The 21801-nt window shown below is 63.6% G+C and carries 20 protein-coding genes; 4 read left to right on the top strand and 16 right to left on the bottom strand.

Annotated elements, in window-relative coordinates:
- Window positions 1-90: 90 nt before the first annotated feature.
- The 5 genes from BRAD3257_RS36185 to BRAD3257_RS36165 all read right to left on the bottom strand — a co-directional run bounded on the left by BRAD3257_RS36185 (window position 91) and on the right by BRAD3257_RS36165 (window position 4693).
- Window positions 91-771 (bottom strand): DUF2270 domain-containing protein, encoded by a 681-nt coding sequence (locus BRAD3257_RS36185; RefSeq protein WP_122405808.1) that lies wholly within the window; start codon window positions 769-771, stop codon window positions 91-93.
- A 305-nt stretch (window positions 772-1076) separates the two neighbouring features.
- Entirely contained in the window at window positions 1077-1535 is a 459-nt protein-coding gene (locus tag BRAD3257_RS36180; protein WP_122405807.1) for a DUF3237 domain-containing protein, read from the bottom strand.
- A 106-nt stretch (window positions 1536-1641) separates the two neighbouring features.
- Window positions 1642-2961, bottom strand: a complete 1320-nt coding sequence (locus tag BRAD3257_RS36175) for a TRAP transporter large permease (RefSeq protein WP_122405806.1) — start codon at window positions 2959-2961, stop codon at window positions 1642-1644.
- A 2-nt stretch (window positions 2962-2963) separates the two neighbouring features.
- Window positions 2964-3473: a TRAP transporter small permease gene (locus BRAD3257_RS36170; RefSeq protein ID WP_122405805.1), complete on the bottom strand. Its 510-nt coding sequence runs from the start codon at window positions 3471-3473 to the stop codon at window positions 2964-2966.
- Window positions 3474-3676: 203 nt separating this feature from the next.
- Window positions 3677-4693 carry a TRAP transporter substrate-binding protein gene (locus BRAD3257_RS36165; protein WP_122405804.1) on the bottom strand — a complete coding sequence of 339 codons (1017 nt, stop codon included), beginning with the start codon at window positions 4691-4693 and terminating at the stop codon, window positions 3677-3679.
- Window positions 4694-4958: 265 nt separating this feature from the next.
- Here BRAD3257_RS36165 and pobA point away from each other — a divergent pair, with 265 nt between their 5' ends.
- Together pobA and BRAD3257_RS36155 are read left to right on the top strand one after the other, a co-directional pair.
- Window positions 4959-6128 carry a 4-hydroxybenzoate 3-monooxygenase gene (gene pobA / locus BRAD3257_RS36160; RefSeq protein ID WP_122405803.1) on the top strand — a complete coding sequence of 390 codons (1170 nt, stop codon included), beginning with the start codon at window positions 4959-4961 and terminating at the stop codon, window positions 6126-6128.
- A gap of 255 nt (window positions 6129-6383) precedes the next feature.
- Entirely contained in the window at window positions 6384-6803 is a 420-nt protein-coding gene (locus BRAD3257_RS36155) for a PaaI family thioesterase (RefSeq protein ID WP_122405802.1), read from the top strand.
- A 53-nt stretch (window positions 6804-6856) separates the two neighbouring features.
- Here BRAD3257_RS36155 and BRAD3257_RS36150 read toward each other — a convergent pair whose 3' ends face one another.
- A complete protein-coding gene (locus BRAD3257_RS36150) occupies window positions 6857-7741 on the bottom strand; it encodes a LysR family transcriptional regulator (RefSeq protein ID WP_122405801.1) in 885 nt (294 codons plus the stop codon).
- A 120-nt stretch (window positions 7742-7861) separates the two neighbouring features.
- Between BRAD3257_RS36150 and BRAD3257_RS36145 the strand changes: the two genes are divergently transcribed.
- Window positions 7862-8494 (top strand): pyridoxamine 5'-phosphate oxidase family protein, encoded by a 633-nt coding sequence (locus tag BRAD3257_RS36145; protein ID WP_122405800.1) that lies wholly within the window; start codon window positions 7862-7864, stop codon window positions 8492-8494.
- Between the two features lie 36 nt (window positions 8495-8530).
- Here BRAD3257_RS36145 and BRAD3257_RS36140 read toward each other — a convergent pair whose 3' ends face one another.
- The 3 genes from BRAD3257_RS36140 to BRAD3257_RS36130 are packed head-to-tail and all read right to left on the bottom strand — an operon-like array spanning window position 8531 to window position 12074.
- Window positions 8531-9262, bottom strand: coding sequence for an ABC transporter ATP-binding protein (locus BRAD3257_RS36140; protein ID WP_122405799.1), 732 nt, complete (start codon window positions 9260-9262; stop codon window positions 8531-8533).
- Entirely contained in the window at window positions 9259-11028 is a 1770-nt protein-coding gene (locus BRAD3257_RS36135) for a branched-chain amino acid ABC transporter ATP-binding protein/permease (protein WP_122405798.1), read from the bottom strand. Before BRAD3257_RS36135 ends, BRAD3257_RS36140 begins: the two co-directional genes overlap by 4 nt.
- Before the next feature lie 5 nt (window positions 11029-11033).
- Complete coding sequence (locus BRAD3257_RS36130) at window positions 11034-12074, bottom strand: branched-chain amino acid ABC transporter permease (RefSeq protein WP_162500463.1); 1041 nt, start codon at window positions 12072-12074, stop codon at window positions 11034-11036.
- A 173-nt stretch (window positions 12075-12247) separates the two neighbouring features.
- On the opposite strand from BRAD3257_RS36130, the gene BRAD3257_RS36125 reads away from it, so the two are divergent.
- The gene (locus BRAD3257_RS36125) at window positions 12248-12769 is read left to right on the top strand and encodes a MarR family winged helix-turn-helix transcriptional regulator (RefSeq protein WP_122405797.1); all 522 of its coding nucleotides are present in this window, start codon (window positions 12248-12250) and stop codon (window positions 12767-12769) included.
- 130 nt (window positions 12770-12899) lie between these two features.
- Here BRAD3257_RS36125 and BRAD3257_RS36120 read toward each other — a convergent pair whose 3' ends face one another.
- The 7 genes from BRAD3257_RS36120 to BRAD3257_RS36090 all read right to left on the bottom strand — a co-directional run bounded on the left by BRAD3257_RS36120 (window position 12900) and on the right by BRAD3257_RS36090 (window position 21772).
- On the bottom strand, window positions 12900-14183 hold the full coding sequence (locus BRAD3257_RS36120) for a glycerate kinase type-2 family protein (protein ID WP_122405796.1): 1284 nt from the start codon (window positions 14181-14183) through the stop codon (window positions 12900-12902).
- Between the two features lie 183 nt (window positions 14184-14366).
- The gene (locus tag BRAD3257_RS36115) at window positions 14367-15596 is read right to left on the bottom strand and encodes an ABC transporter substrate-binding protein (protein WP_122405795.1); all 1230 of its coding nucleotides are present in this window, start codon (window positions 15594-15596) and stop codon (window positions 14367-14369) included.
- A gap of 166 nt (window positions 15597-15762) precedes the next feature.
- A complete protein-coding gene (locus BRAD3257_RS36110; protein ID WP_122405794.1) occupies window positions 15763-16989 on the bottom strand; it encodes an ABC transporter substrate-binding protein in 1227 nt (408 codons plus the stop codon).
- Window positions 16990-17252: 263 nt separating this feature from the next.
- The gene (locus BRAD3257_RS36105; RefSeq protein WP_122405793.1) at window positions 17253-18479 is read right to left on the bottom strand and encodes an ABC transporter substrate-binding protein; all 1227 of its coding nucleotides are present in this window, start codon (window positions 18477-18479) and stop codon (window positions 17253-17255) included.
- A 119-nt stretch (window positions 18480-18598) separates the two neighbouring features.
- Window positions 18599-19834 carry an ABC transporter substrate-binding protein gene (locus BRAD3257_RS36100; RefSeq protein ID WP_162500462.1) on the bottom strand — a complete coding sequence of 412 codons (1236 nt, stop codon included), beginning with the start codon at window positions 19832-19834 and terminating at the stop codon, window positions 18599-18601.
- 37 nt (window positions 19835-19871) lie between these two features.
- Complete coding sequence (locus BRAD3257_RS36095) at window positions 19872-20891, bottom strand: branched-chain amino acid ABC transporter permease (RefSeq protein WP_122405792.1); 1020 nt, start codon at window positions 20889-20891, stop codon at window positions 19872-19874.
- Window positions 20892-20893: 2 nt separating this feature from the next.
- A complete protein-coding gene (locus tag BRAD3257_RS36090; protein ID WP_122405791.1) occupies window positions 20894-21772 on the bottom strand; it encodes a branched-chain amino acid ABC transporter permease in 879 nt (292 codons plus the stop codon).
- Window positions 21773-21801: the final 29 nt, after the last annotated feature.

Genomic DNA, 21801 nt, shown 5'->3' with positions numbered 1-21801 from the left:
AGGGAGTCAATATGGGACAGGGTTCCCGCCCCAAGGGGGCGAGGACAGTGGCGACGGCCGCGCCGCGTCTTTGGTCGCAACACCCCGTCGCTAGCCCATCGCCACTCCGTCGCCCTTGGCGCCGTGCTCGCGCTGGTCGAGCCACAGCGTGCCGAGTGCAAACGCCAGCCAGCCGAAATCGTAGGCAAAGCCCATGATGAGGACGATCCCGCCGGGAAGCGGTCCGACGGCGGCACGATCGACGAACTCCGCCAGGTTCGCGGCCGGCGTCGGATGGATGGCGATCTTGCCGTAATAGGCGACCGCCTGGATGACGAGGATCCAAACATAGTTGCGACGCAGCCGCCGTCCTGCGGCGCGGACGAACGAGATGTGGTGACGGGGTGCGGTGTAGTCGCGCGCGAGAATGGCCTGCCAGGTATCGTCGTGTGCTTCGCCCGTGAACATCGGGGCGTAGAAATTCTTCTCCAGCCAGCGCGCGCGAGCCCGCCAAACGTTGAAATAGCGATAGCGCCGCGCCTCCATGGCGAGGAACACGGCGACCAGCAGGCCGACGAGCACCATCGGCAGTGGCGATGCTCCCGGGGTCGAAAAAGTCGTCGACAGCGCGATCCCCATCGTGACGATCGCCCAGTTGGTCGTGTTGTCGAGCCGCGTTCGCCAGATGGTCGAGCGATAGACCTCGCCGCGGTAGAGGTGGGCAATAGCGCCCATTTCGGCAGGATCGAAGCGGTGCTGCGGGCTCGAGCCGCTGGAAGCCATGAGGGACATGGTGGCACTCCCCTGGTCTGCGCAACCTTGCGCCGGACCATCCTGAAACCAGCCGAGCCCTGGGTCAAAGGCGGATTGCGATCCGACTTTCACGTCGCGTCGGGCGCACGTCTGCCTTCTCGCGGTGCGTTTCACTCGTTGTGCCAGACAGCGCTCCCTCGAAATGCTTGGAGGCGCAGGGTAGCTAGCCGCCGGCTGGTACCCGCGCCCCCTGTGCGCAGTTGAGGTATTGCTACTATCGGTTGCAGGAAATTGAATGCCTGCGGGCCAACTTCGTTGGCCGTCCAAGGGACGCACGGACTCCCTCACATCACCTGATGCACGTCGATCACCACGCGGTCCGCATGGCGCGCGGCGGAGGCCACGAAGATGTGCTGCATCAGCCAGCGATACATCTCGTGACCCGTCTCGAATTTCGGTACGGTGCGGAAATAGATCAGCTTCGGATCGACCGGCTCGCCGTGCTTCAGCTTCTGCAACAACTCGACCGGTCCGAAGCGCATGCCCTTGTTCTCTACATAGACGATTGCGCCATCGTCAGTCTCGAAGGCGTATTTCGCCTCCAGATCGATCAGCTCGTTGGGACGGATTGTCTGGAAGTCCGCGCCGAACGGCATCACCTTCCCGATGATGGTGCCCGTCACCTCGCCGCCGATGATCGGGATGATGCGACGAACGCCGATGCCGGTCTCGCCGGCGGTGATGACGTCGCCGATGCGCGCTGTGATGGTGAATACGTATTTGGTCTCGAGAGTGGGGGTCATCGATCACTCCAACTGTCATGTCAGAAGGCGCCGGCGTCTTCGCCTCTCCCCGCAAGCGGGGCGAGGGGGCTCACCGCCGTTGTGGCGACTGTCCAGCCTCAAAACGTCAATGCGCCATCATGCGCGTCGGCAGCCAGGTCGCCAGCAGCGGGAAGGCGATCAGGATCACGAGGCGCACGAGATCCGTCGCCACGAACGGGATCACGCCCTTGAAGATGGTGGAGAACGAGACGTCCTTCACCACGCTTTTGATGACGAAGACGTTCATGCCGACCGGCGGATGGATCAGGCCGAGCTCGACCGTCATCACGATGATGACTCCGAACCAGATCGGGTCGAAGCCGAGATGCATGATCACGGGGAAGATGATCGGCACGGTGAGGATGATCATCGCCATGGCGTCCATCAGGCAGCCGAGCACGAGGTACATCACCATGATCAGCGCCAGCACGCCGTAGGGTCCGAGGCCGAGCCCGGTGAGGAATTCAGTGACCTTCTGCGGCGTCTGAGTCACCGTGAGGAAATAGCCGAAGATCAGCGCGCCGATCAGCACGGTGAACACCGCGGCCGCAGTGCGCGTCGCCTGCAGCAGCGAGGCCAGCACCTTTTCGCGGTCGAGCCGGCCGGTCAGCACGCCGATGATGAAGGCGCCGGTGGCGCCGACGCCGCCGGCTTCCGTCGGCGTGAAGCGCGGCAGGAACGGCAGGCCATAGAGGCCGCCGATGACGAAGACAAACAGCAGCACCGGCGCCCAGATCTCCTTCAACCCGGCAAAGCGCTCGCGCCATGGCATCACCTTCCCCTTGGGCAGGAAGTCGGGCCTGAAATAGCCGATCAGGAAAATCGTGATCATGTACATGGTCATCGCCAAGAGGCCCGGGATGATGCCGGCGATGAACAGCTTTCCGATGTCCTGCTCGGTGATGATGCCGTAGACCGCAAGCACGGTGGAGGGCGGCAGCATCGCGCCCAGCGTGCCGCCTGCCGCGATCACGCCGGTGGCAAACGATTGCGGATAGCCGAAGCGGCGCATCTCCGGGTAGGCGACGGCGGAGAAGGTCGCGGCGGTCGCAACGGACGAGCCGCAGATCGCGGCAAAGCCGCCGCAGGCGCCGACCGTGGCAATGCCGAGCCCGCCGCGCAGATGTCCGACGAAACCGTTGGCGGCGCGGAACAGCTCGCGGCTCATGCCGGAATGGGAGACGAACGAGCCCATCAGCAGGAACATCGGAATGACGCCGAAGGTGTAGTCGGTCACGGTCCGCATCGAGGTCTGGCCGACCAGTTTCAGCGCCGGCGTCGCGCCGACCAGATAGGAGAAGCCGGAGACGCCGACGAGGCCCATGGCCATGCCGACGGGCACGCGCAGCAGCATCAGGAGAAATAAGGAAACGAAGCCGATAACGGCGACGGCATCGGTGCTCATGGTTACTCCGTCGCCTTGATCTTGGGGTCGTGCATCTCTTCGGGGTGGAAGATCAGCCGGTAGGTGCGGATCGCGATCAGCAGCACGGCGGAGACGTCGCCGATCCAGGCGACCGCGAAGAACGGCCAGGTCGGCATGTGCATGTCGAAGGTCTGGACATTGTCGTTGTAGGTGCCGCGCACCTTGTCGAACAGCGTCCAGGTCTGCACGGTGACGACGAACAGCAGCACCAGTGTTGCGAACACGTCGATCCAGCGCTGGTAGCGCGGACCGACATTGCCCCAGACGAGGTCGACCGTGATGTGGGTTCCGCGATAGGAGGTCGCCGCGATGCCCCAGAAAATGAGGATGCCGAGCAGCATGCGGCCAATGTCGAAGCTGTCGGGGATCGAATAGTTCAGCGTGTTGCGCAACAGCACCGACAGGAAGATGTCGAGCGCGACGAGGCCGACGAAGCCGGCCGCGATCCATTCGATCGAGTCGATCACGCGATCCATCCAGGCGCGCTTCATGGGGTGGTCCTATCGAGTGGCGTCATTTTGGGCTCAGGTCTCGCTGCGCATTTCGCCTCTCCCCGAATTCGCGCGCAGCGTGAATTCCGGGTGAGGGGGACTCTCCGCGAGTCTATCTGTCAGCAACTTTGCGGAAGCAGCCCCTCACCCCAACCTTCTCCCCGTAAGAACGGGGAGAGGGGGAGAGAGAGCCTGCCATCGCCTCACTCCGCGAGCGCGTTGTACTTTTTCAGCGAAGCCTTCAGATCCGCCAGCGCCGCGTCGGGATCGGCGCCGGCCTTCTTGGCGCCCTCGCCCCAGGTCTTGACCAGCGGTTCGGCGGCCTTCTTCCAGGCGGCGGTCTGCTCAGCCGTCAGCTTGTAGACCTCGTGGCCGGATTCCGCCTTCACCTTGTCGATGCCGGCATCCTCGAACTTGCCCCAGTGCTCGCCGACCGCGCCCGCCATCTCGATCGAGCAGTTCTTGTCGATCGCGGCCTTCTGCTTGTCGGACATCGCACTGTACTTGTCCTTGTTGATCACGAACACGAAGGTCGTGGTGTAGAGCGGCGCCTCCATGTCGTACTTCGTCACCTTGTCGATGCCGAACAGCACGAGGGAACCCCAGGGGAAGGTGACGCCGTCGGCGACGCCGCGCTCGATGATGTCGCGGACCTCGGGCGCCGAGGACTGCACGTTGGTGCCGCCGAGCGAGGTCACGAAGTTCGCCATGGTGGCGTGGGCGGGGCGGATCTTCATGCCCTTCACGTCCTCCGGGTTGACGATCTTCTTGGTGCGGGAATGGAACGAGGAGGGCGAATGGACGAAGGCGAGGCAGTATTTGACGTCCTTCATCTCCTTCTCGGCATATTTGCGATACCAGGCGTCCAGCCCCATCGAGCCGCCCTTGGCGTCCGAGATCAGGAACGGCAATTCGCCGGCGCCGATGATCGGGAAGCGGCCGGGCTGGTAGCCGGGATTGACGTAGGTGACGTCGGCGATGCCGTCGCGCGCCATGTCGTAATGGTCGAACGCCTTACCGAGCTGCTGGGCCGGAAACACCTTGCCGGTAATGGTTCCGCCGGAATCCCTGTTCACCGCGGCCACCCAGTCTTCCAGCGATTTCTGCAGCGGGTGCGACGCCGGCACCCAGTGCGAGACCTTCAGGTCGAAGGTCTTGTCCTGCGCGAGCGCTGGGCTCACGCTTGCTGCCAGCAGCAACGCCAGACAGGCTTTTTTCATCACGCGTTCTCTCCCTGTTTTCGACGGCGGGCTTCGATGGCCCGGTCTCGTTAATTAACATGTTATCTAATCGACCGGCACGTTCAAGCCGGAACTGACGCGCGCCTTGCCGCGCCATCTACGTCAGCCATGTTGCATGGGTTTGTCGCTGCTCGGACGACGAACGCTCCCCTTTTGCCAGACCGTTATATGATATAATTATCGTCTGCGGGCCTTCGCCACAAGCAGGCCGCGACGAAGCCTACAGCATCGGGAGGAGCAAGTATTGCGGACAAAAGTCGCAATCATCGGGGCCGGACCGGCCGGATTGTTGCTTGGGCAACTTCTGCACACATACGGCATAGACAACGTCATCCTGGAGCGGCAGAGCCCGGACTATGTGCTCGGCCGCATTCGCGCAGGTCTCCTGGAAGAAGGAACCGTCGCACTGCTCGATCAGGTCGGCGCTGGGGCGCGGGCCCATGCCGAAGGCCTGGTGCATGAAGGCATCGAGCTCGCCTTTTCCGGCAGCCGTCACCGCATCGACATGAAGGGCGCGACCGGCAAGACGGTGATGATCTACGGCCAGACCGAGGTCACGCGCGACCTGATGAATGCGCGGAAGGCTGCGGGTCTCGTCTCGGTCTATGAGGCCAAGGACGTGCAGCCGCATGATTTCGACGGCAGTCACCCGCGCGTGACCTACGTCAAGGACGGCGTCACCCATACGCTCGATTGCGATTTCATCGCCGGCTGCGATGGCTTCCACGGCGTCAGCCGCGCCAGCGTGCCGTCTTCGGCCATCGAAGAATTCGAGCGGGTCTATCCGTTCGGCTGGCTCGGCATCCTCTCGGACACGCCGCCGGTCAGCCATGAGCTGATCTACTCCAACCACGCCCGCGGCTTTGCGCTGTGCACCATGCGCTCGACCAAACGCAGCCGCTACTATGTGCAGTGCGCGCTCGACGATCATGTCGATCAATGGCCGGACGACCGCTTCTGGGACGAATTGAGACGCCGGCTCGACCAGGAGGCGGCCGATAGCCTGGTCACGGGACCCTCGATCGAGAAGAGCATCGCGCCCTTGCGCAGCTTCGTCGCCGAGCCGATGCGCTTCGGCAAAATGTTCCTGTGTGGCGATGCCGCCCACATCGTGCCGCCGACCGGCGCAAAGGGATTGAATCTCGCCGCCAGCGACGCGCATTATCTGTCGAGCGCCTTGCGCGAGTTCTACGACGAGAAATCCAGCGCCGGCATCGGCGCCTATTCCACCAAGGCGCTGGCCCGCGTCTGGAAAGCCGTGCGCTTCTCGTGGTGGATGACCTCGATGCTGCACAAATTCCCCGACACCGGCACCATCGGCGCCCGCATCCAGCTCGCCGAGCTCGACTATGTCACGCAGTCCAAGGCCGCGATGACTTCGCTGTCGGAGAATTACGTGGGACTGCCGTTTTGAGACGGTGCCCGCCCCACAATAGGTGTCATGTCCCGGCTTGATCGGGGCATCCAGTACGCCGCGGCCTCTCGGTGTCGACGCGCCGCCTCTGGAATACTGGATCACCCGCTTTCGCGGGTGATGACAGTCTTGAGAATTTTGCGACAGCGTCGCCATTTCAAACACTCGCGCAAATCCCGTTTAAAACTTTGTAGGCGGTGAAACCGTCATTCACATCGCGTTCAATGGCGGCAGCCAACGACACGCGAGACAGCCATGACCTCCACTGACATCCCCGCCGGCTTCGAGCCGCATTTCCGCAAGGCGCCGCTCACCGATCCCTGGGAGCCGCTCTATTCGAAGAAGACCGAGAAAGGCGTCACGGTGGGGCTGCGCCTGGCAATGCCGCACACCAACGCGCGCGGACTGATCCATGGTGGGCTGATCGCGGCGCTTGCAGACGCCGCCATGGGCTACAGCTGCGCCCACGCGACGAACTGGACGACGTCCTTCGTCACCATCTCGCTCTCGGTCGACTATGTCGGCGCGGCCGAGATCGGCCAGTGGCTCGCGGTCGAGGGCGACGCAATCAAGACCGGCAATACGATCTGCTTCGCGCAGTGCCTGATCAAGGCCGACGACGCCGTGATCGCGCGCGCCAGCGGCACGTTTCGCGTCGTGCCGAAGAAGGGGTAGCCGCGCTCTCGTGTCCCGACTCTGCGCCGCTGCGCGCTTGTCCGGGACACGCCTTACCCAAACCGCCACTCCGCCGTCTCCACCACGAGATCGATGAACGCGCGCACCTTGGCCGAGAGCAGGCGCGAGGTTGGATAGACGATGTGGATCGGCAGCGCCGGCTGTTCGTATTTCGCCAGCACGACTTTCAAGCGCCCGCGCTTCAGCCCCTCGGCCGCCTGATAGGCCAGCACCCGCGTCACGCCGCCGCCGGCCGCGGCATATTGCAGGGCGGCGTCGGCGCTGTTGCTGGTGAAGCGCGGCGACGGCGTCACCTCGATGTCGCGGCCGTCCTGCACGAAGTGCCAGCTGGCGGACGGGCCGAACTGGATGGTCTGATGTTCGCGCAGCGCCTCCGGCGTCTTCGGCTCGCCATGGCGCTTCAGATAGCTGGGCGCGGCCACCACGATCCGCCGCATCTCGCCGACCTGGCGCGCCACCAGCGAGGAATCGGCGAGATGGCCGATCCGCACCGCGGCATCGACGGCGTCTTCCACGAGATTGACGAGGTGATCGGAGAGCCTGAGCTCGGCGGCGACCTCAGGGTAGCGCTTGAGATAGGCGGTCATGACCGGCCCGACATGCAGCCGGCCGAAGCCGACCGGCGCCGACACAACCAATCGCCCAGTCGGCCGGTTGCGCTCCTGCCGCGCCGAGCCGTCGGCCTCCTCGACATCGGCGAGGATGCGCCGCGCGCGCTCCAGATAGCGCGCGCCGACGTCGGTCAGCGTCACTTGGCGCGTGGTCCGCTGCAGCAGGCGGGCGCCGAGATGCTCCTCCAGCGCCGCGATCATCCGTGTCACCACCGACGGCGACAGGCGCAGCTTGCGTGCCGCCGGCGCAAAGCCGCGCAGATCGGCGACAGTGACGAAGACGTGCATGGCGTCGAGGCGGTCCATGGCATTATTGCATATGCCGCAATGATGAAGTGTCAAGCGGCTAGATTGTTCTAGTCGGCGGAAGCTCCATCTTGATCGACGAAGACGCAGAGATGCGCCGGAATTTTAGGAGAGGTTCCGATGACCACCGCAACCCACACCTATGCCAGCGACGTCGCCTTCTCGCCGGCGGTGAAGGCGATCCAGGCCCGCAAGGGCTCGCGTGAGGCCTATGCGGATAGCGAGCAGCGTGGCTGGCGCACCGAGGTCGACGATAACCTCGCCGCGTTCCTGGCCGACGCCAACAGCTTCTACTTCGCCACCGCCTCAGCCGAGGGCCAGCCCTATATCCAGCACCGCGGCGGGCCCAAGGGCTTTCTCAAGGTGCTGGACAAGCAGACGCTGGCATTCGCCGACTATGCCGGCAACCGGCAGTTCATCACCCAGGGCAATCTCTCGGAGAATCCCAAGGCCTATATCTTCGTGATGGACTACGCCCATCGCCGCCGCGTGAAGATCTGGGGCGAGGCGCGCGTCGTCGAGGACGACGAAGCGTTGACCACGTCGCTGATGCCGAAGGGCTATCGCGCGCGGCCGGAGCAGGTCATCCTGTTCAAGATCGCCGCCTGGGATACGAATTGCCCGCAGCACATCCCGCAGAAATTCGACGCAGGCGATGTCGCCGCGGCGCTCGCGGCGAGGGACCAGCGGATCGCGGAGCTGGAGGCGGAGCTCGCGGCGTTGAAGGGGGAGAAGGGGACGGGAGCGTCGTAACGCCCTGCTTACTTACCCTCCAGGGGAGGGTAAGAGTCACAACACGCTCGCGCCTTCGTGCTGGAAGCCGAGATAGCTCGCCGCCACGCGCTCGTTCGCGGCGATGTCGCTGGCCTTGCCGCTGAGCACGAACTCGCCGAGCTCCATCACATAGGCCTGGTCCGCGATCTTCAGTGCGGCCTGGGCGTTCTGCTCGACGAGCAGCACGGAAACGCCGCTGGCGCGCAGCTCGGTGACGATGCGGAAGATGTCGGCGACGATGATCGGCGCGAGCCCGAGGCTCGGTTCATCCAGCATCAAGAGCTTCGGCTCGCCCATCAGCGCCCGGCCCATCGCGAGCATCTGCTGCTCGCCGCCGGACAAGGTGCCGGCGAGCTGCTTGCGGCGCTCCTTGAGCCGCGGAAACAGCGCATAGATCCGCTCGATCGAGGACCTCGCCCGGCTCCGCTCGATGCGGAAGGCGCCCAGCTCGAGATTGTCCTCGACATTCATGGTCACGAACAATTCGCGGTGCTCCGGGACGAGACCGAGGCCCATCGCGACGCGGTCCTCGATGTCGAGCCGGGCGAGATCCTGGCCGGCAAAGGTGACGCGGCCCTTCAGCGGCAGGATGCCCATGATGGCGGACAACAGCGTGGTCTTGCCGGCGCCGTTGGCGCCGACGATGGTGACGATCTCGTTGGTGCCGACCTCGAGCGAGACCGAGCGCACGGCCTCGACCTTGCCATAGGCGACATGCGCATCGGTGACGGACAACAGCGCGCTCATGCCGCCACTCCGAGATAGGCCTTGATCACTTCGGGATTGGTCTTGATCGTGGCGGGCGTGCCCTCGGCGATCTTGGTGCCGAAATCGAGCACCACGATGCGGTCGGCGAGGTTCATCACAAAGCCCATGTCGTGCTCGACCAGCAGCACGCTCATCCCGCCGTCGCGCAAGTCACGCAGCAGCGTCGCGAGGCGCTGCTTCTCCATGTGGCGGAGGCCCGCGGCCGGCTCGTCGAGCAACAGCAGCATCGGATCGACACACAGCGCGCGGGCGATCTCGACGATGCGCTGCTGGCCGAGCGAGAGGCTGCCGGCAAGCTGGTGCATCTGCTCGGCGAGGCCGACGCGCTCGATCTGGCGCGCGGCTTCCGCGAGCAGCTTGGCCTCATCAGCGCGGTCGAGCCGCAGCATCGAGGAGATCGGACCGGAATGGCCGCGCAGATGCGCGCCGATCGCGACGTTCTCCAGCACGGTCATGTCGGGGACCAGCTTGACGTGCTGGAAGGTCCTGCTGATGCCGAGCTTGACGATCTCCTGCGGCGGCGCGTTGTCAACCTTCCTGCCGAGCACCGAGATCGAGCCTGATGTCGCCGACAGCACGCCGGTGATCAGGTTGAACGTCGTGCTCTTGCCGGCGCCGTTCGGACCGATCAGCGCGACGATCTCGCGGGCCTGGACGTCGAAGGAGACGTTGTTGACCGCGACCACGCCGCCGAACTGTTTTCGCGCTTTCTCCACCTGAAGCAGAACGCCGGACTCGCCAACCGTGCGGGCGCGATGTTCCAGCTTCAGCGAGGTGTCAGGCTTCCTGCCACCCGTGCGCTCGGGCAGGAACGATATCAGCCAGGGCCACAGGCCGCCGGGCGCGAGCTGCAGCAGCGCCACCAGCATGATGCCGAACACGATGGTCTCGACCTGGCCGGAGCCGGGCAGGATCAGCGGCAGATAGCTTTGCAGCACCTCTTTCAGCACCACGACGATCGCCGCGCCGAGCACGCCGCCCCAGACATACCCGGCGCCGCCGACCACCGCGATGAAGAGATATTCGATGCCGGCCTGTGCGCCGAACGGCGTCGGGTTCACCGCGCGCTGAAGATGCGCGTAGAGCCACCCCGAAAGCCCCGCGAGCACCGCGGCATGGATGAACACCAGGAGCTTGGCCCGCGGCGTGTGCACGCCGAACGCCTCGGCCGCGACATGGCCGCGCCTGAGCGCGCGAATGGCGCGGCCGGTGCGGGAGTCCAGCAGGTTCATCGTCAGCAGCGCCGAGACGATCACCGCGACCCAGATCGCGTAGTAGATCGAGCCGGGCGAGAGCATCTTGAACGCACCGATCGACAGCGGCGGGATGGCCGAGATGCCGTCGTTTCTCCCTAAGAATTCCAGCTTGCTGAAGAGATAGAACAGGCCAAGCCCCCAGGCGAGCGTGCCGAGCGGCAGATAATGGCCGGAGAGGCGGACCGTGATCAACCCGAGCAGCACCGCCAGCGATCCGCTGACCACGAGCGACAGCGGCAGCGTCAGCCACGGCGACAGGCCGTAGGCCGTCGACAGCACCGCGGTGGTGTAGGCGCCGAAGCCGACGAAGGCGGCTTGCCCGAACGAGGTGAGGCCGCCGACGCCGGTCAGCAGCACGAGACCCATCGCGACCAGCGCCGCGAGACCGATATTGTCGAGCAGCACGATCCAGAACGGCGGCATGCCGGGGACGAACGGGATCGCCGCCATGAGAGCTGCGAAAACGAGAATGGGAAGCCGGCTCTGCATGCGCGTCAGTCCTTCTCTTCCTCGACTGCGGGAGCGGCGAGCGAGCGCAGCAGCAGCACGGGGATCAGCAGCATGAAGACGATCACCTCCTTGTAGTTGGAGGCATAGAAGGACGAGAACGCCTCGACGATGCCGACCACCAGCGCCGCGGCGGCGGTGAGGGGATAGCTGACCAGCCCGCCGATGATCGCGGCGACGAAACCCTTCAGGCCGATCAGGAAGCCCGAGTCGTAGTAGAGCGTCGTGATCGGCACGATCATGATGCCTGACAGCGCGCCGATGACCGAGGCCAGCAGGAAGGCGATCTGCCCCGACAGCGTGGTGCGGATGCCCGCAAGCCGCGCGCCCAACCGGTTCACCGCGGTCGCGCGCAGCGCCTTGCCGTAGAGCGTCAGGCCGAAGAACAGCCAGAGGGCGACGATGAAGGCGATGGTGATGGCGTAGACGGTGATGCTCTGGCCGGTGAAGCGCAGCGCGCCGGCAGTGAAGGCGCCGGACAGCACGGCAGGTCCGCGTTGGCCTTCGGCGCCGAAGAACAGCAGGCCGAGGCCTTGTAGCGCGAGATGCACGCCCACCGAGGCGATCAGCAGCACCAGCACGGAGGTGTGCGCCAGCGGCTGGAACGCGATGCGGTAGAGATAGAGGCCGATCATCGCCACGATCACCAGCGACAGCGCGATGCAGACCGGCACCGGCGGCTTCTGCGCGGCGAAGTAGAGGGTCAGCGCCAGCACGATGGAAGGCAGCACGATGTTGGTGATGAAGCTGCGAACCACCAGCCGCGCATGCAGCGCCCTGCGCGCCACGAACAGGTCGAAGGCGAAGGCGCCGATGCCGAGCGCGAGCGCGAGCTTGGCCGTGCCCGGCATCTGGCCCGCCGCCAGCGAGGCATAGGTCAGCGCGCCGTAGGTGACGAATTCGCCCTGGGGAATGAGGATGACGCGGGTGACGGCGAACACCAGCACCAGCGCCAGGCCGAGCAGCGCATAGATTGCGCCATTGGTGATGCCGTCCTGCACCAGGAACAGCATGATGGTGGTATTCAAGACCGGACGCTCCCCCTAATCCGGACCGGTCCTCTCGATTGCGGTGGACGGTCCGCTCACAGCCATTGAAAAACGCATGCGATATTTGATATGGTCCATAACAATTATCAAATATAACATCAAGGGTGGGAAGCGACCCCTCCCGAATTTAGCGGGATTACGAGCACGAGGCGATGACCGTTTCCAAAACCGCTGAAAAGACCTCCGAAAAGCCGGCTGACGCGGCCAAGGGCCGCAAGGATGCGGCCGAGCCGCAGAGCGAAGCTCTCCAGCTCGGCGAGCTATCCGAGCAGCTTGGCTATGTCCTGAAGCGGGCGCAGCTCAAGGTATTCGAGAACTTTCTGCGCTGCATGGCCTCGCTGCAGCTGACGCCGGCGCAGTTCTCGGTGCTGCTGCTGGTCGAGAAGAACCCCGGCCGGAACCAGACCGAGATCGCCTCCACCCTCGGCATCCTCAGGCCGAATTTCGTGGCGATGCTCGACAATTTGGAGAGCCGCGACCTCTGCGCGCGGATCCGCTCCACCAACGACCGCCGCTCGCACATCCTGGTCCTGACCGACAAGGGCAAGGCCGTGCTGGCGCGCGCGAAAAAGCTCGTTGCCACCAAGCACGAGGCCCGGTTGAACGATCTGCTCGGCCAGGCCAACCGCGAGGCCCTGATCGCGATGCTCGCGAAGATCGCGAACGAGTTTTGAGCCCCGCGGCTACCGGCGGTGGATCCTCACTCTCTGCCGTCATCGCCCGCGAAGGCGGGCGATCCAGTACTCCGAGACGGTTGTGATTTGTCGATAAGCCGCGGCGTACTGGATTCCCCGCTTTCGCGCCTCAATCCACCAGGATCACGCGGATATCATTCACATTGGTCAGCGTCGGCCCCGGCTGCAGCAGATCCCCCGTGGCTTCGAAGAACGTCGTCGCGTCGTTGTTGTCGAGATAGGCCTGCGGCTGAAGCGCCAGCGCCTTCATCTTCGCAAACGTCGCTGCGTCGATCAGCGCGCCGGCGGGGTCGGTGGGGTGGCCGGCACCACCATCGGCGCCGTCGGTGTCGCCGGCGAGCGCCGAAATGTCCGGCGTATCCTGGAGCAGCTCGGCGAGCGCCAGCGCGTATTCCTGGTTCGGTCCGCCGCGGCCATGGCCGCGCACGGTCACCGTGAGCTCGCCGCCGGAGAGGATCGCGACGCGCTTGCCCTGGGCGCGGGCTTGCAGCGCCAGCCTGGCATGATCGGCGGCGACCTCGCGGGCCTCGCCTTCGAGATCGGCGCCGAGATCGATGGTCTCGTAGCCGGACTGGCGCGCGAGCTTCACCGCGGCGTCCAGCGATTGCTTGGGCCGCGCGATCAGCTCGAAATGCGCACGCGCAAACGCCGCGTCACCCGGCTTGCAGCTCTCGTTATTGGGATCGTCGAGCGCGCGGCGCACCGCATCGTCGACGTCGAGCCTGTACTTGGCCACGATCGCGCGCGCATCCGCCAGCGTCGTCGCGTCGGGCACGGTGGGGCCCGAGGCGATCGCGGAGGGCTCGTCGTGCGGCACGTCCGAGATCGCGAGCGTGACGATCTCGGCGGCATTCCTGCCGGCGCGCGCCAGCCGGCCGCCTTTGATGCGCGACAGGTGCTTGCGAACGACATTCATCTCGCCGATCGGCGCACCCGAGCGCAGCAGCGCCTTGTTGACCGCCTGCTTCTGCACGAAGCTGATGCCCTCCACCGGCGCGATCCAGTTCGCCGAGCCGCCGCCGGTGAGCAGCACCAGCAAGAGATCGTCGGGCCCGGCCTCGCCGGCGAGCGCCAGCGTGTCGGCGGCGCCCTTCAGGCCGGCCTCGTCGGGCACGGGATGACCGGCCTCGACCACGCGGATGCGGCGCGTCGGCACGCCGTAGCCGTGGCGCGTGGTGGCGATGCCGACCAGCCGCTCCGGCGCGAGCTTGAGCGTATCGAGATAGTGCCGCTCCGCCGCCGCGGCCATCGCGCCGGCGCCCTTGCCGGCGGCAAGACAGATCACGCGTCCCTTGGGGGCAGGCCGCAAATGAGGGGCCAGCACCACGTCGGGATGGGCGGCGGCGACGGCGGCGTCGTAGAGCGCGCGGAGCAAAGGACGGCGGTCGGTCATGGACGATGGCCTTGAGCAGACTGAGGTGGCGGCGACAAGGTCGCCGGCCATCTGCCTACCGCATCGTGCGGCAAAGCGTAAGCGGCCTTTATCATCATTCGATTGTGCAATCGCATGATCATAATCCACGCGCAAGCAAAGCCCCCTGCGATCGTCTCGCGGGGGCTCGTCGTGTGTTTCGCGCTAGCCGCCGGCTTCCGCGTCGATCACGTCGCCGAACAGTTCCCATCGCTCGCCCTTGAAGCGTTGCAGCTGCAGTGAGCTGATCGGGGCGAAGTCGGTCGCCGACGTGTTGATCTTGATGCCGGGTAGCAGCACCTCGGTGCGGAAGTCCTTCAGGCTCGCGGCTTGTTTCATCACATTCGCGCGCGTGAGATCGTCACCGCAGTTCTTCAGCACCTGGACCAGCGTCTGCGCGACGCCGTAGCCGACGATCGTGCCGTTGTCCGTCTTGTCGCCTTCGGGGAAGTACTTCGTCATGAAATCGAGAAATGCCTTCATCCCGGCGTCGTTGGCCCATTGCGCATCGGTGGTGTCTTTCAGATAGGCCGCCGAGATGATGCCTTGCGCGTTCTCGAAGCCGGCGGGCTTGATCACGCTGCCGACCGAGGCGGAGACGTTGTTGAGGAAGTGGATCGGCTTCCATCCGATCTCGGCGTTCTTCTTGATCGCCTGTGCCGCGAATTTCGGCGTGGTGATGTTGACGAAGATATCGGCGCCGGTGGCCTTCAGCTTGACGATGTGGTTGTCGATCGTCGGTTCGGACGTCTCGTAGCTTTCCTCGGCCACGATCATGCTGGCGGCCTTGGCGCCGAGGCCATCCTTCAGGCCCTTGAGATAGTCCTTGCCGTAATCGTCGTTCTGGAACAGGACGGCGATCTTCGCGTTCGGCATCTCCTTCAGGATGTACTTCGCATAGATCTGCGTCTCGCTCTGGTAGTTGGGCTGCCAGCCCATGGTCCAGGGGAAATCTTTCGGATCGTTCCACTTGGTGGCGCCGGTGGCGACGAACAGCTGCGGCACCTTCTTCGAGTTCATGTATTTCTGGATCGCCGAGTTCGACGGTGTGCCGAGCGAGTTGAAGATCAGCAGCACTTCGTCGCTCTCGACCAGCTTGCGGGCCTGCTCCACCGTCTTCGGCGGCGAGTACGCATCGTCATAGCTGATGAAGTTGATCTTGCGGCCGTTGATGCCGCCCTCGTCGTTGACCTTCTTGAAATAGGCGGCTTCGGTGCGTCCGATGATGCCATAGGCGGAGGCCGGTCCGCTGTAGGGCATGATGTTGCCGATCTTGATCTCGGTGTCGGTCGCGCCGGTATCGTATTTCTTCTGGGCTGATGCAGATGAGGCCGAGGCCGCGATGAGCGCGAGCGCCAATGATGCGGCCGCAAGCTTGCCGGTGACAGCAGGCATTCCAATCTCCCTGTTTTTCTTGGTGTGTGCGTCCCTTTTCTTGTCTCGGGTTTTTTGGTGGCGCGACCGCAATTCAATACGATTTGCCCGAAAGCTTCAAGGAAAAGCCCCTGCGACTTGGCCGCAGGGGCTGCGTCTTTAGTCGTTATTCGCGCCTGTCGATCCCCTAGCCTCCGACGTCGCTGCTGAGAACGTCGCCGAACCGCTCCCAGGCTTCCCCCTTGAAGCGGATGAGCTGCAACTGGGAGATCGGAGCAAAGTCGGTGGGGCTGGTGTTAACCTTGACGCCCGGCAGCAGGCCGAGCGGTTCGAAATCCTTCAGGCTGGCCGCCTGCTTCATCACGTTCTCACGCGTCAGATCGTCGCCGCAGGCCTTCAGCACCTGCACGAGACCCTGGGACACGATGAAGCCGTACATCACCGAGGCGTCGGCCCGGTTGGCCTCGGGATAGTATTTGTCCAGGAACTCGTTCCAGGCCTTCATCGCGGGATCGTTCTTCCACTGCGGATCGGTGGGATCCTTGAAATATTGCGAGGAGATGATGCCCTGCGCGTTCTCGAAGCCTGCCGGCTTGATCACGCTGCCGATCGACGCCGACACGTTGTTGAGGAAATGGAGCGGCTTCCAGCCGATCTCCGCATTCTTCTTGATCGCCTGCGCCGCGAATTTCGGCGTCGTGATGTTGAAGAACACGTCCGCGCCGGACGACTTCAGCCTGACGATGTGCGAGTCGATGGTCGGCTCGGAGACTTCATAGCTGTCCTCGATGATGATCATCGAGGCCTTGTTCCCAAGTCCGTCCTTGAAGCCTTTCAGATAGTCCTTGCCGTAATCGTCGTTCTGGTAGAGCACGCCGATCTTGGCGTCGGGATGGTTCTTCAGGATGTACTTTGCGTAAATCTGCGATTCGCTCTGGTAGTTGGGCTGCCAGCCCATGGTCCAGGGGAAATCTTTCGGATCGTTCCACTTGGTCGCGCCGGTGGCGACGAAGAGCTGCGGCACCTTCTTGGAGTTCATGTATTTCTGGATCGCCGAGTTGGGCGGCGTGCCGAGCGAGTTGAAGATCAGCAGAACCTCGTCGCTCTCGACGAGCTTGCGGGCCTGCTCCACCGTCTTCGGCGGCGAGTAGGCATCGTCATAGCTGATGAAGTTGATCTTGCGACCGTTGATGCCGCCTTCAGCGTTGATCTTGCGGAAATAGGCTTCTTCCGTCTTGCCGATCACGCCGTAAGCGGAGGCCGGTCCGCTATAGGGCATGATGTTGCCGATCTTGATTGCGGTGTCCGATGCGCCGGTATCGTATTTCTTCTGCGCTGACGCTACGGTGGACAGAGCGGCAGACAGCGCGAGGGCAGCCGCAAGGGCCCCCAAACGCACATGCATTGCAGGCATCTCGATCTCCCTGGGTCTGTTGAATGTGTCGCTTGTTCTTGATTGGGAGCGCTCGTCTCGTGCCCTCCGGCTCACATTGAATACCCTTCTCCCGCACCCAGCAAGAAAAACGCCCCCGGCGAAACCATCGTCGAGAGCGTGATTTGATCGATGCGGTGCGGAATATTTCCATGCGGCAGTACTGCCGCGCCCGCGATCGCGCGAACCTGGAGTTGCGTCACTCCGATCTAATTAACTCCAAATTGCGGCTGCTCGCGACGGCTCTATTGTCCGAGCTCGCTCGAGATGATGTCGCCGAACAGCTCCCATTTCCGGCCCTTGAACCGCATCATCTGGAGCTGTTCGATCGGGGCGAAATTGTCCGGCGCGGTATTGATCTTGATGCCGGGCAGCAGCGTGTCGGGTGCGAAGTCCTTCAGGCTGGCGGCCTGCTTCATGACGTTCTCGCGGGTGAGATCGTTGCCGCACATCTGCAGCACCTTCACCATGGTCTGCGCGGCGGCATAGCCGAACGCGACGCCGGCATCGAGCTTGTTGGCCTTGGGGTCGTATTGGGCGAGGAAGTTGTAGAATTTCTTCATGCCGTCATCGGCATCCCACTGCGGATCGGAGCCGTCCTTGGTGTAGCTCGCCGACAGGATGCCTTGCGAGATCTCGAACCCCGCCGGTTCGATCACGCCGCCGACCGAGGCCGAGACGTTGGAGATGATCTGGACCGGATGCCAGTTGATCTCCGCGGCCTTCTTGATTCCTTGCGCCGTGAATTTCGGTGTGGTGATGCTGATGAAGACGTCGGCACCGGAGGCTTTCAACTTGACCACGTGCTCGTCGACCGCCGGCTCCGAGGTGTTGTAGGCCTCTTCCAGCACGATCATCGAAGCCTTGGCGCCGAGGCCTTCTTTGAGTCCCTTCAGATAGTCCTTGCCGAAATCGTCGTTCTGGTAGAGCACGCCGATCTTCGCCTGCGGCCTCTCCTTCATGATGTACTTGGCGTAGATGCGCGCTTCGCTCTGGTAGGAGGGCTGCCAGCCCATGGTCCATGGATATTGCTTGGGCTCGTTCCATTTCGACGCACCGCTCGCTACGAACAATTGCGGCACCTTCTTCTCGTTCATGTATTTGCGGATGGCGCTGTTGGTGGAGGTTCCGAGCGAGCCGAAGATCAAGAGCACCCCGTCGCTCTCGACCAGCTTGCGCGCCTGCTCGACCGTTTTCGGCGGCGAATAGGCGTCGTCATAGGAGATGAATTTGATCTTGCGGCCGTTGATGCCGCCCTCAGCATTGATCTTGTTGAAATAGGCTTCTTCGGCCTTGCCGATCGCGGCATAGGCGGAGGCCGGACCGCTATAGGGCATGATATTACCGATCTTGATCTCGGTATCGGAAGCTCCGCTGTCATATTTTTTCTGCGCCAGCACTTCGCTGCTCATTGCAGTGCACAACGCGAATGCGACCCAGAGCGTCGCAACCTGAAAACGAACGGCAGTCATTGTTCTCCTACCCCGAGCTGGATCGGCGCCGCATTGAACAAGATTGCGGCCAGACGTCAACAAAAAGCCCCCGCAGTTGCCTGCGGGGGCTCTTCGCGCTGAATTGTTGCATCAGCGTGTCATTCGGAGGCGACGTCGCCGCTGATGATCTCGCCGAACAGTTCCCACCTCTCGCCCTTGAAGCGCATCATCTGGAGCTGCGCGATCGGAGCGAAGTCGGCGGCGCTGGTGTTGATCTTGACGCCGGGCAGCAGGGTATCCGGCGCAAAGTCCTTCAGGCTCGCCGCCTGCTTCATGAGGTTGGCGCGGGTGAGGTCGTCACCGCACATTTCCAGCACCTTGGCCAGCGTCGACGCGGCGCCGTAGCCATAGACCATGCTGGTGTCGGACTTGTCGGCACCCGGCATGTACTTGTCGACGAACTCGTTCCACCTCTTCATGCCGGGATCGTTGACCCACTGCGGATCCGTCGAATCCTTGGCATAGGCCGCCGACAGCACGCCCTGCGCGCTCTCGAAGCCGGCCGGCTTCATCACGCTGCCGACCGAGATCGACACGTTGGTGAGGATCTGGAGCGGCTTCCAGCTGAGCTCGGCGGTCTTCTTGATGGTCTGGGCCGCGAACTTCGGCGTCGCATAGATCAGCAGCACGTCGGGATTGGCCGCCTTGATCTTGACGATGTGGCCGTCGATCGAAGGCTCGGAGACCTCATAGCTCTCTTCCATGATGATCATGGAAGAGGCCTTGGCGCCGAGCCCGTCCTTGGTGCCCTTGAGGTAGTCTTTGCCGAAATCGTCGTTCTGATAGAGGATCGCGACCTTGGCATCGGGCTTCTCCTTCATCAGCCATTTCGCGTAGATGTGCGCTTCGCTCTGGTAGGAGGGCTGCCAGCCCATGGTCCAGGGGAAGTTCTTCGGATCGTTCCACTTGGTGGCGCCGGTGGCGACGAAGAGCTGCGGGATCTTCTTGGCGTTGAGGTATTTCTGGATCGCCGTGTTCGAGGGTGTGCCGAGCGGATTGAAGACGGTCAGCACCTCGTCGCTCTCGACCAGCTTGCGGACCTGCTCGACGGCTTTCGGCGGCGAATAGCCGTCGTCATAGGTCACGAAATTGATCTTGCGGCCGTTGATGCCGCCCTTGTCGTTGATCATCTTGAAATAGGCTTCTTCGGTCTTGCCGATGATGCCGTAGGCCGACGCCGGACCGCTGTACGGCATGATGTTGCCGATCTTGATCTCGGTATCGGACGCGCCGGTGTCGTATTTCTTTTGGGCGAGTGCAGCGCCGGAGGTGAGAGTGATGGCCGCCGTTGCCGTGACCAGCGCGGCGGATCGCAGTGTTCTTCCGAAAAGCAATTGGGTCTCCTTGGTTAACGACTGTCCTTGAGAGTTTTCAGTTCTTCCTGAGCTTGCCAGCGAGTTGCTGGCCCAGGATTGCGGCCTGTCTTGCGCCGTGCGGCACGAGGTAGATGACGAGGAACAACAGCACCCCGAACACCGCGCCGGAAAGGCCCTTGGAGATGCTTTCCGCCATGTTCGGCACGAAGATGATGAAGGCCGCGCCGACGAACGAGCCGGGCAGCCAGCCGACGCCGCCGACGACCATGCCGAGGAACAGCGAGATCGCGAGCGTGATGGTGTAGCTGTCGGGCGCGACGAATTGCACGGCGATGGCGCCAAGCGAGCCGGCAACGCCGGTGATGCCGGCGGACACTCCGAAAGCGAGCGTCTTGTAGAGCGCGACGTTGACACCCATCGAGGAGGCCGCGATCTCGTTGTCGCGGATCGCCATGAAGGCGCGGCCGGAGCGGGAGCGCAGCAGGTTCACCGAGAAGATGTAGATCGCGACGGTCACGACGAGCGTGAAGTAGTACAGCCACATGTCCTGCGACATCGGCAGGCCGAACGGTGCGTCCGGCTTGGTGACGACGAGGCCTTGCACGCCGCCGGTCCAGTGCTCGAGGAAGTTCAGTTTCAACAGCTGTGGCATCGCGGTGGCGAGTGCGAAGGTCGCGAGCGCGAGATAGACGCCCGACAGCCGCAGCGCCGGCTTGCCGAACAGGTAGCCGAATGCGAAGCAGACCGCGGCGGAAATCGGAATGGTCAGCGCGTAGTTGATGTTGGCGTGCTCCATAAGCACCGCCGAGGTATAGGCGCCGACGGCGTAGAACGCGCTCTGGCCGAGCGAGAACTGGCCGCTTCCGCCGGTCAGGATGTTCAGCGCCAGTACCGCGAGCCCGTAGATCAGGAGCATCGTCATCTGGAAGATGATGAAGTTCTTGACGAACACCGGCACGATCAGCAGCGCCGCCAGCACCAGCAGCGAGGTGCCGGTGCCCAGCGTCATGGCCCGCTTCGGAACCGCCTCGACCGCTTCGTGGCCTTCGGCGACGACTTCTTCTGCAGCGCTCATGATCAAACTCGCTTGACGATGTGCCGGCCGAACAGGCCAGCGGGTTTGACGACCAGGACGGAAATGATCAGCGCGAGCGCGATCGGAAGTTTCAGCTCGTTGCCGACCCCTGGGATGTAGGTGCCGGCGAGATTCTCGAAGACGCCGACCAGGAAGCCGCCGACCACGGCGCCGAACGGGCTCGACAATCCGCCGAGCACCGCCGCGGCGAAGCCGTAGATCAGGACGCCGCCCATCATGTTCGGCTCGAGGAACACGACGGGAGCGATCAGCATGCCGGCGATCGAGCCGATCGCGGTCGCCATGCCCCAGCCGAGCGCGATCATCCAGCTCGTGTTGATGCCGACGAGGCGGGCCGATTCAGGCACCGAGGCGGCGGCGCGCATGGCGAGGCCGATCCTGGTGTACTGGAAGAAGAAATAGAGGCCGAGCAGCAGCAGTACGGTGACGCCGATCATGCCGGCCTGGTGGGTGGAGATCAGCTGGCTGCCCAGGAACGGCGCGGAGCCGAACGGGGTCGGATATTGCTTGATGGTGAAGTCCCAGATCAGGCCGGCCGAGGAGTTGATGATCGCAAACAGGGCGATGAAGCCGGCGACGTTGGTCAGCACCGGTGCCTTGGCGAGCGGCTTGAACAGGATGCGCTCGATCGCGATGCCGGCGACAAAGGAAAATGCCAGCGTAATGATGAAGGCAGCCCAGTAGGACACGCCCCACTGCATCAACTGCCAGGAGATGAAGGTCGAGAACATCGCCATCTCGCCTTGCGCGAAATTGAGATGGTCGATCGCCTGGTAGATCATGACCACGGCGAGCGCCATGCAGGCATAGATCGCGCCGGTGGCGATGCCGGCCAGGACCTGGTTGGTGAAAAGCTCCATGGACCTCGGGCTCCCCTATAGCGCTGCGA

This window comes from Bradyrhizobium vignae (genome assembly GCF_900324035.1).
GTDB lineage: Bacteria > Pseudomonadota > Alphaproteobacteria > Rhizobiales > Xanthobacteraceae > Bradyrhizobium > Bradyrhizobium vignae.
This window is presented reverse-complemented; position numbering and strand designations above follow the sequence as displayed.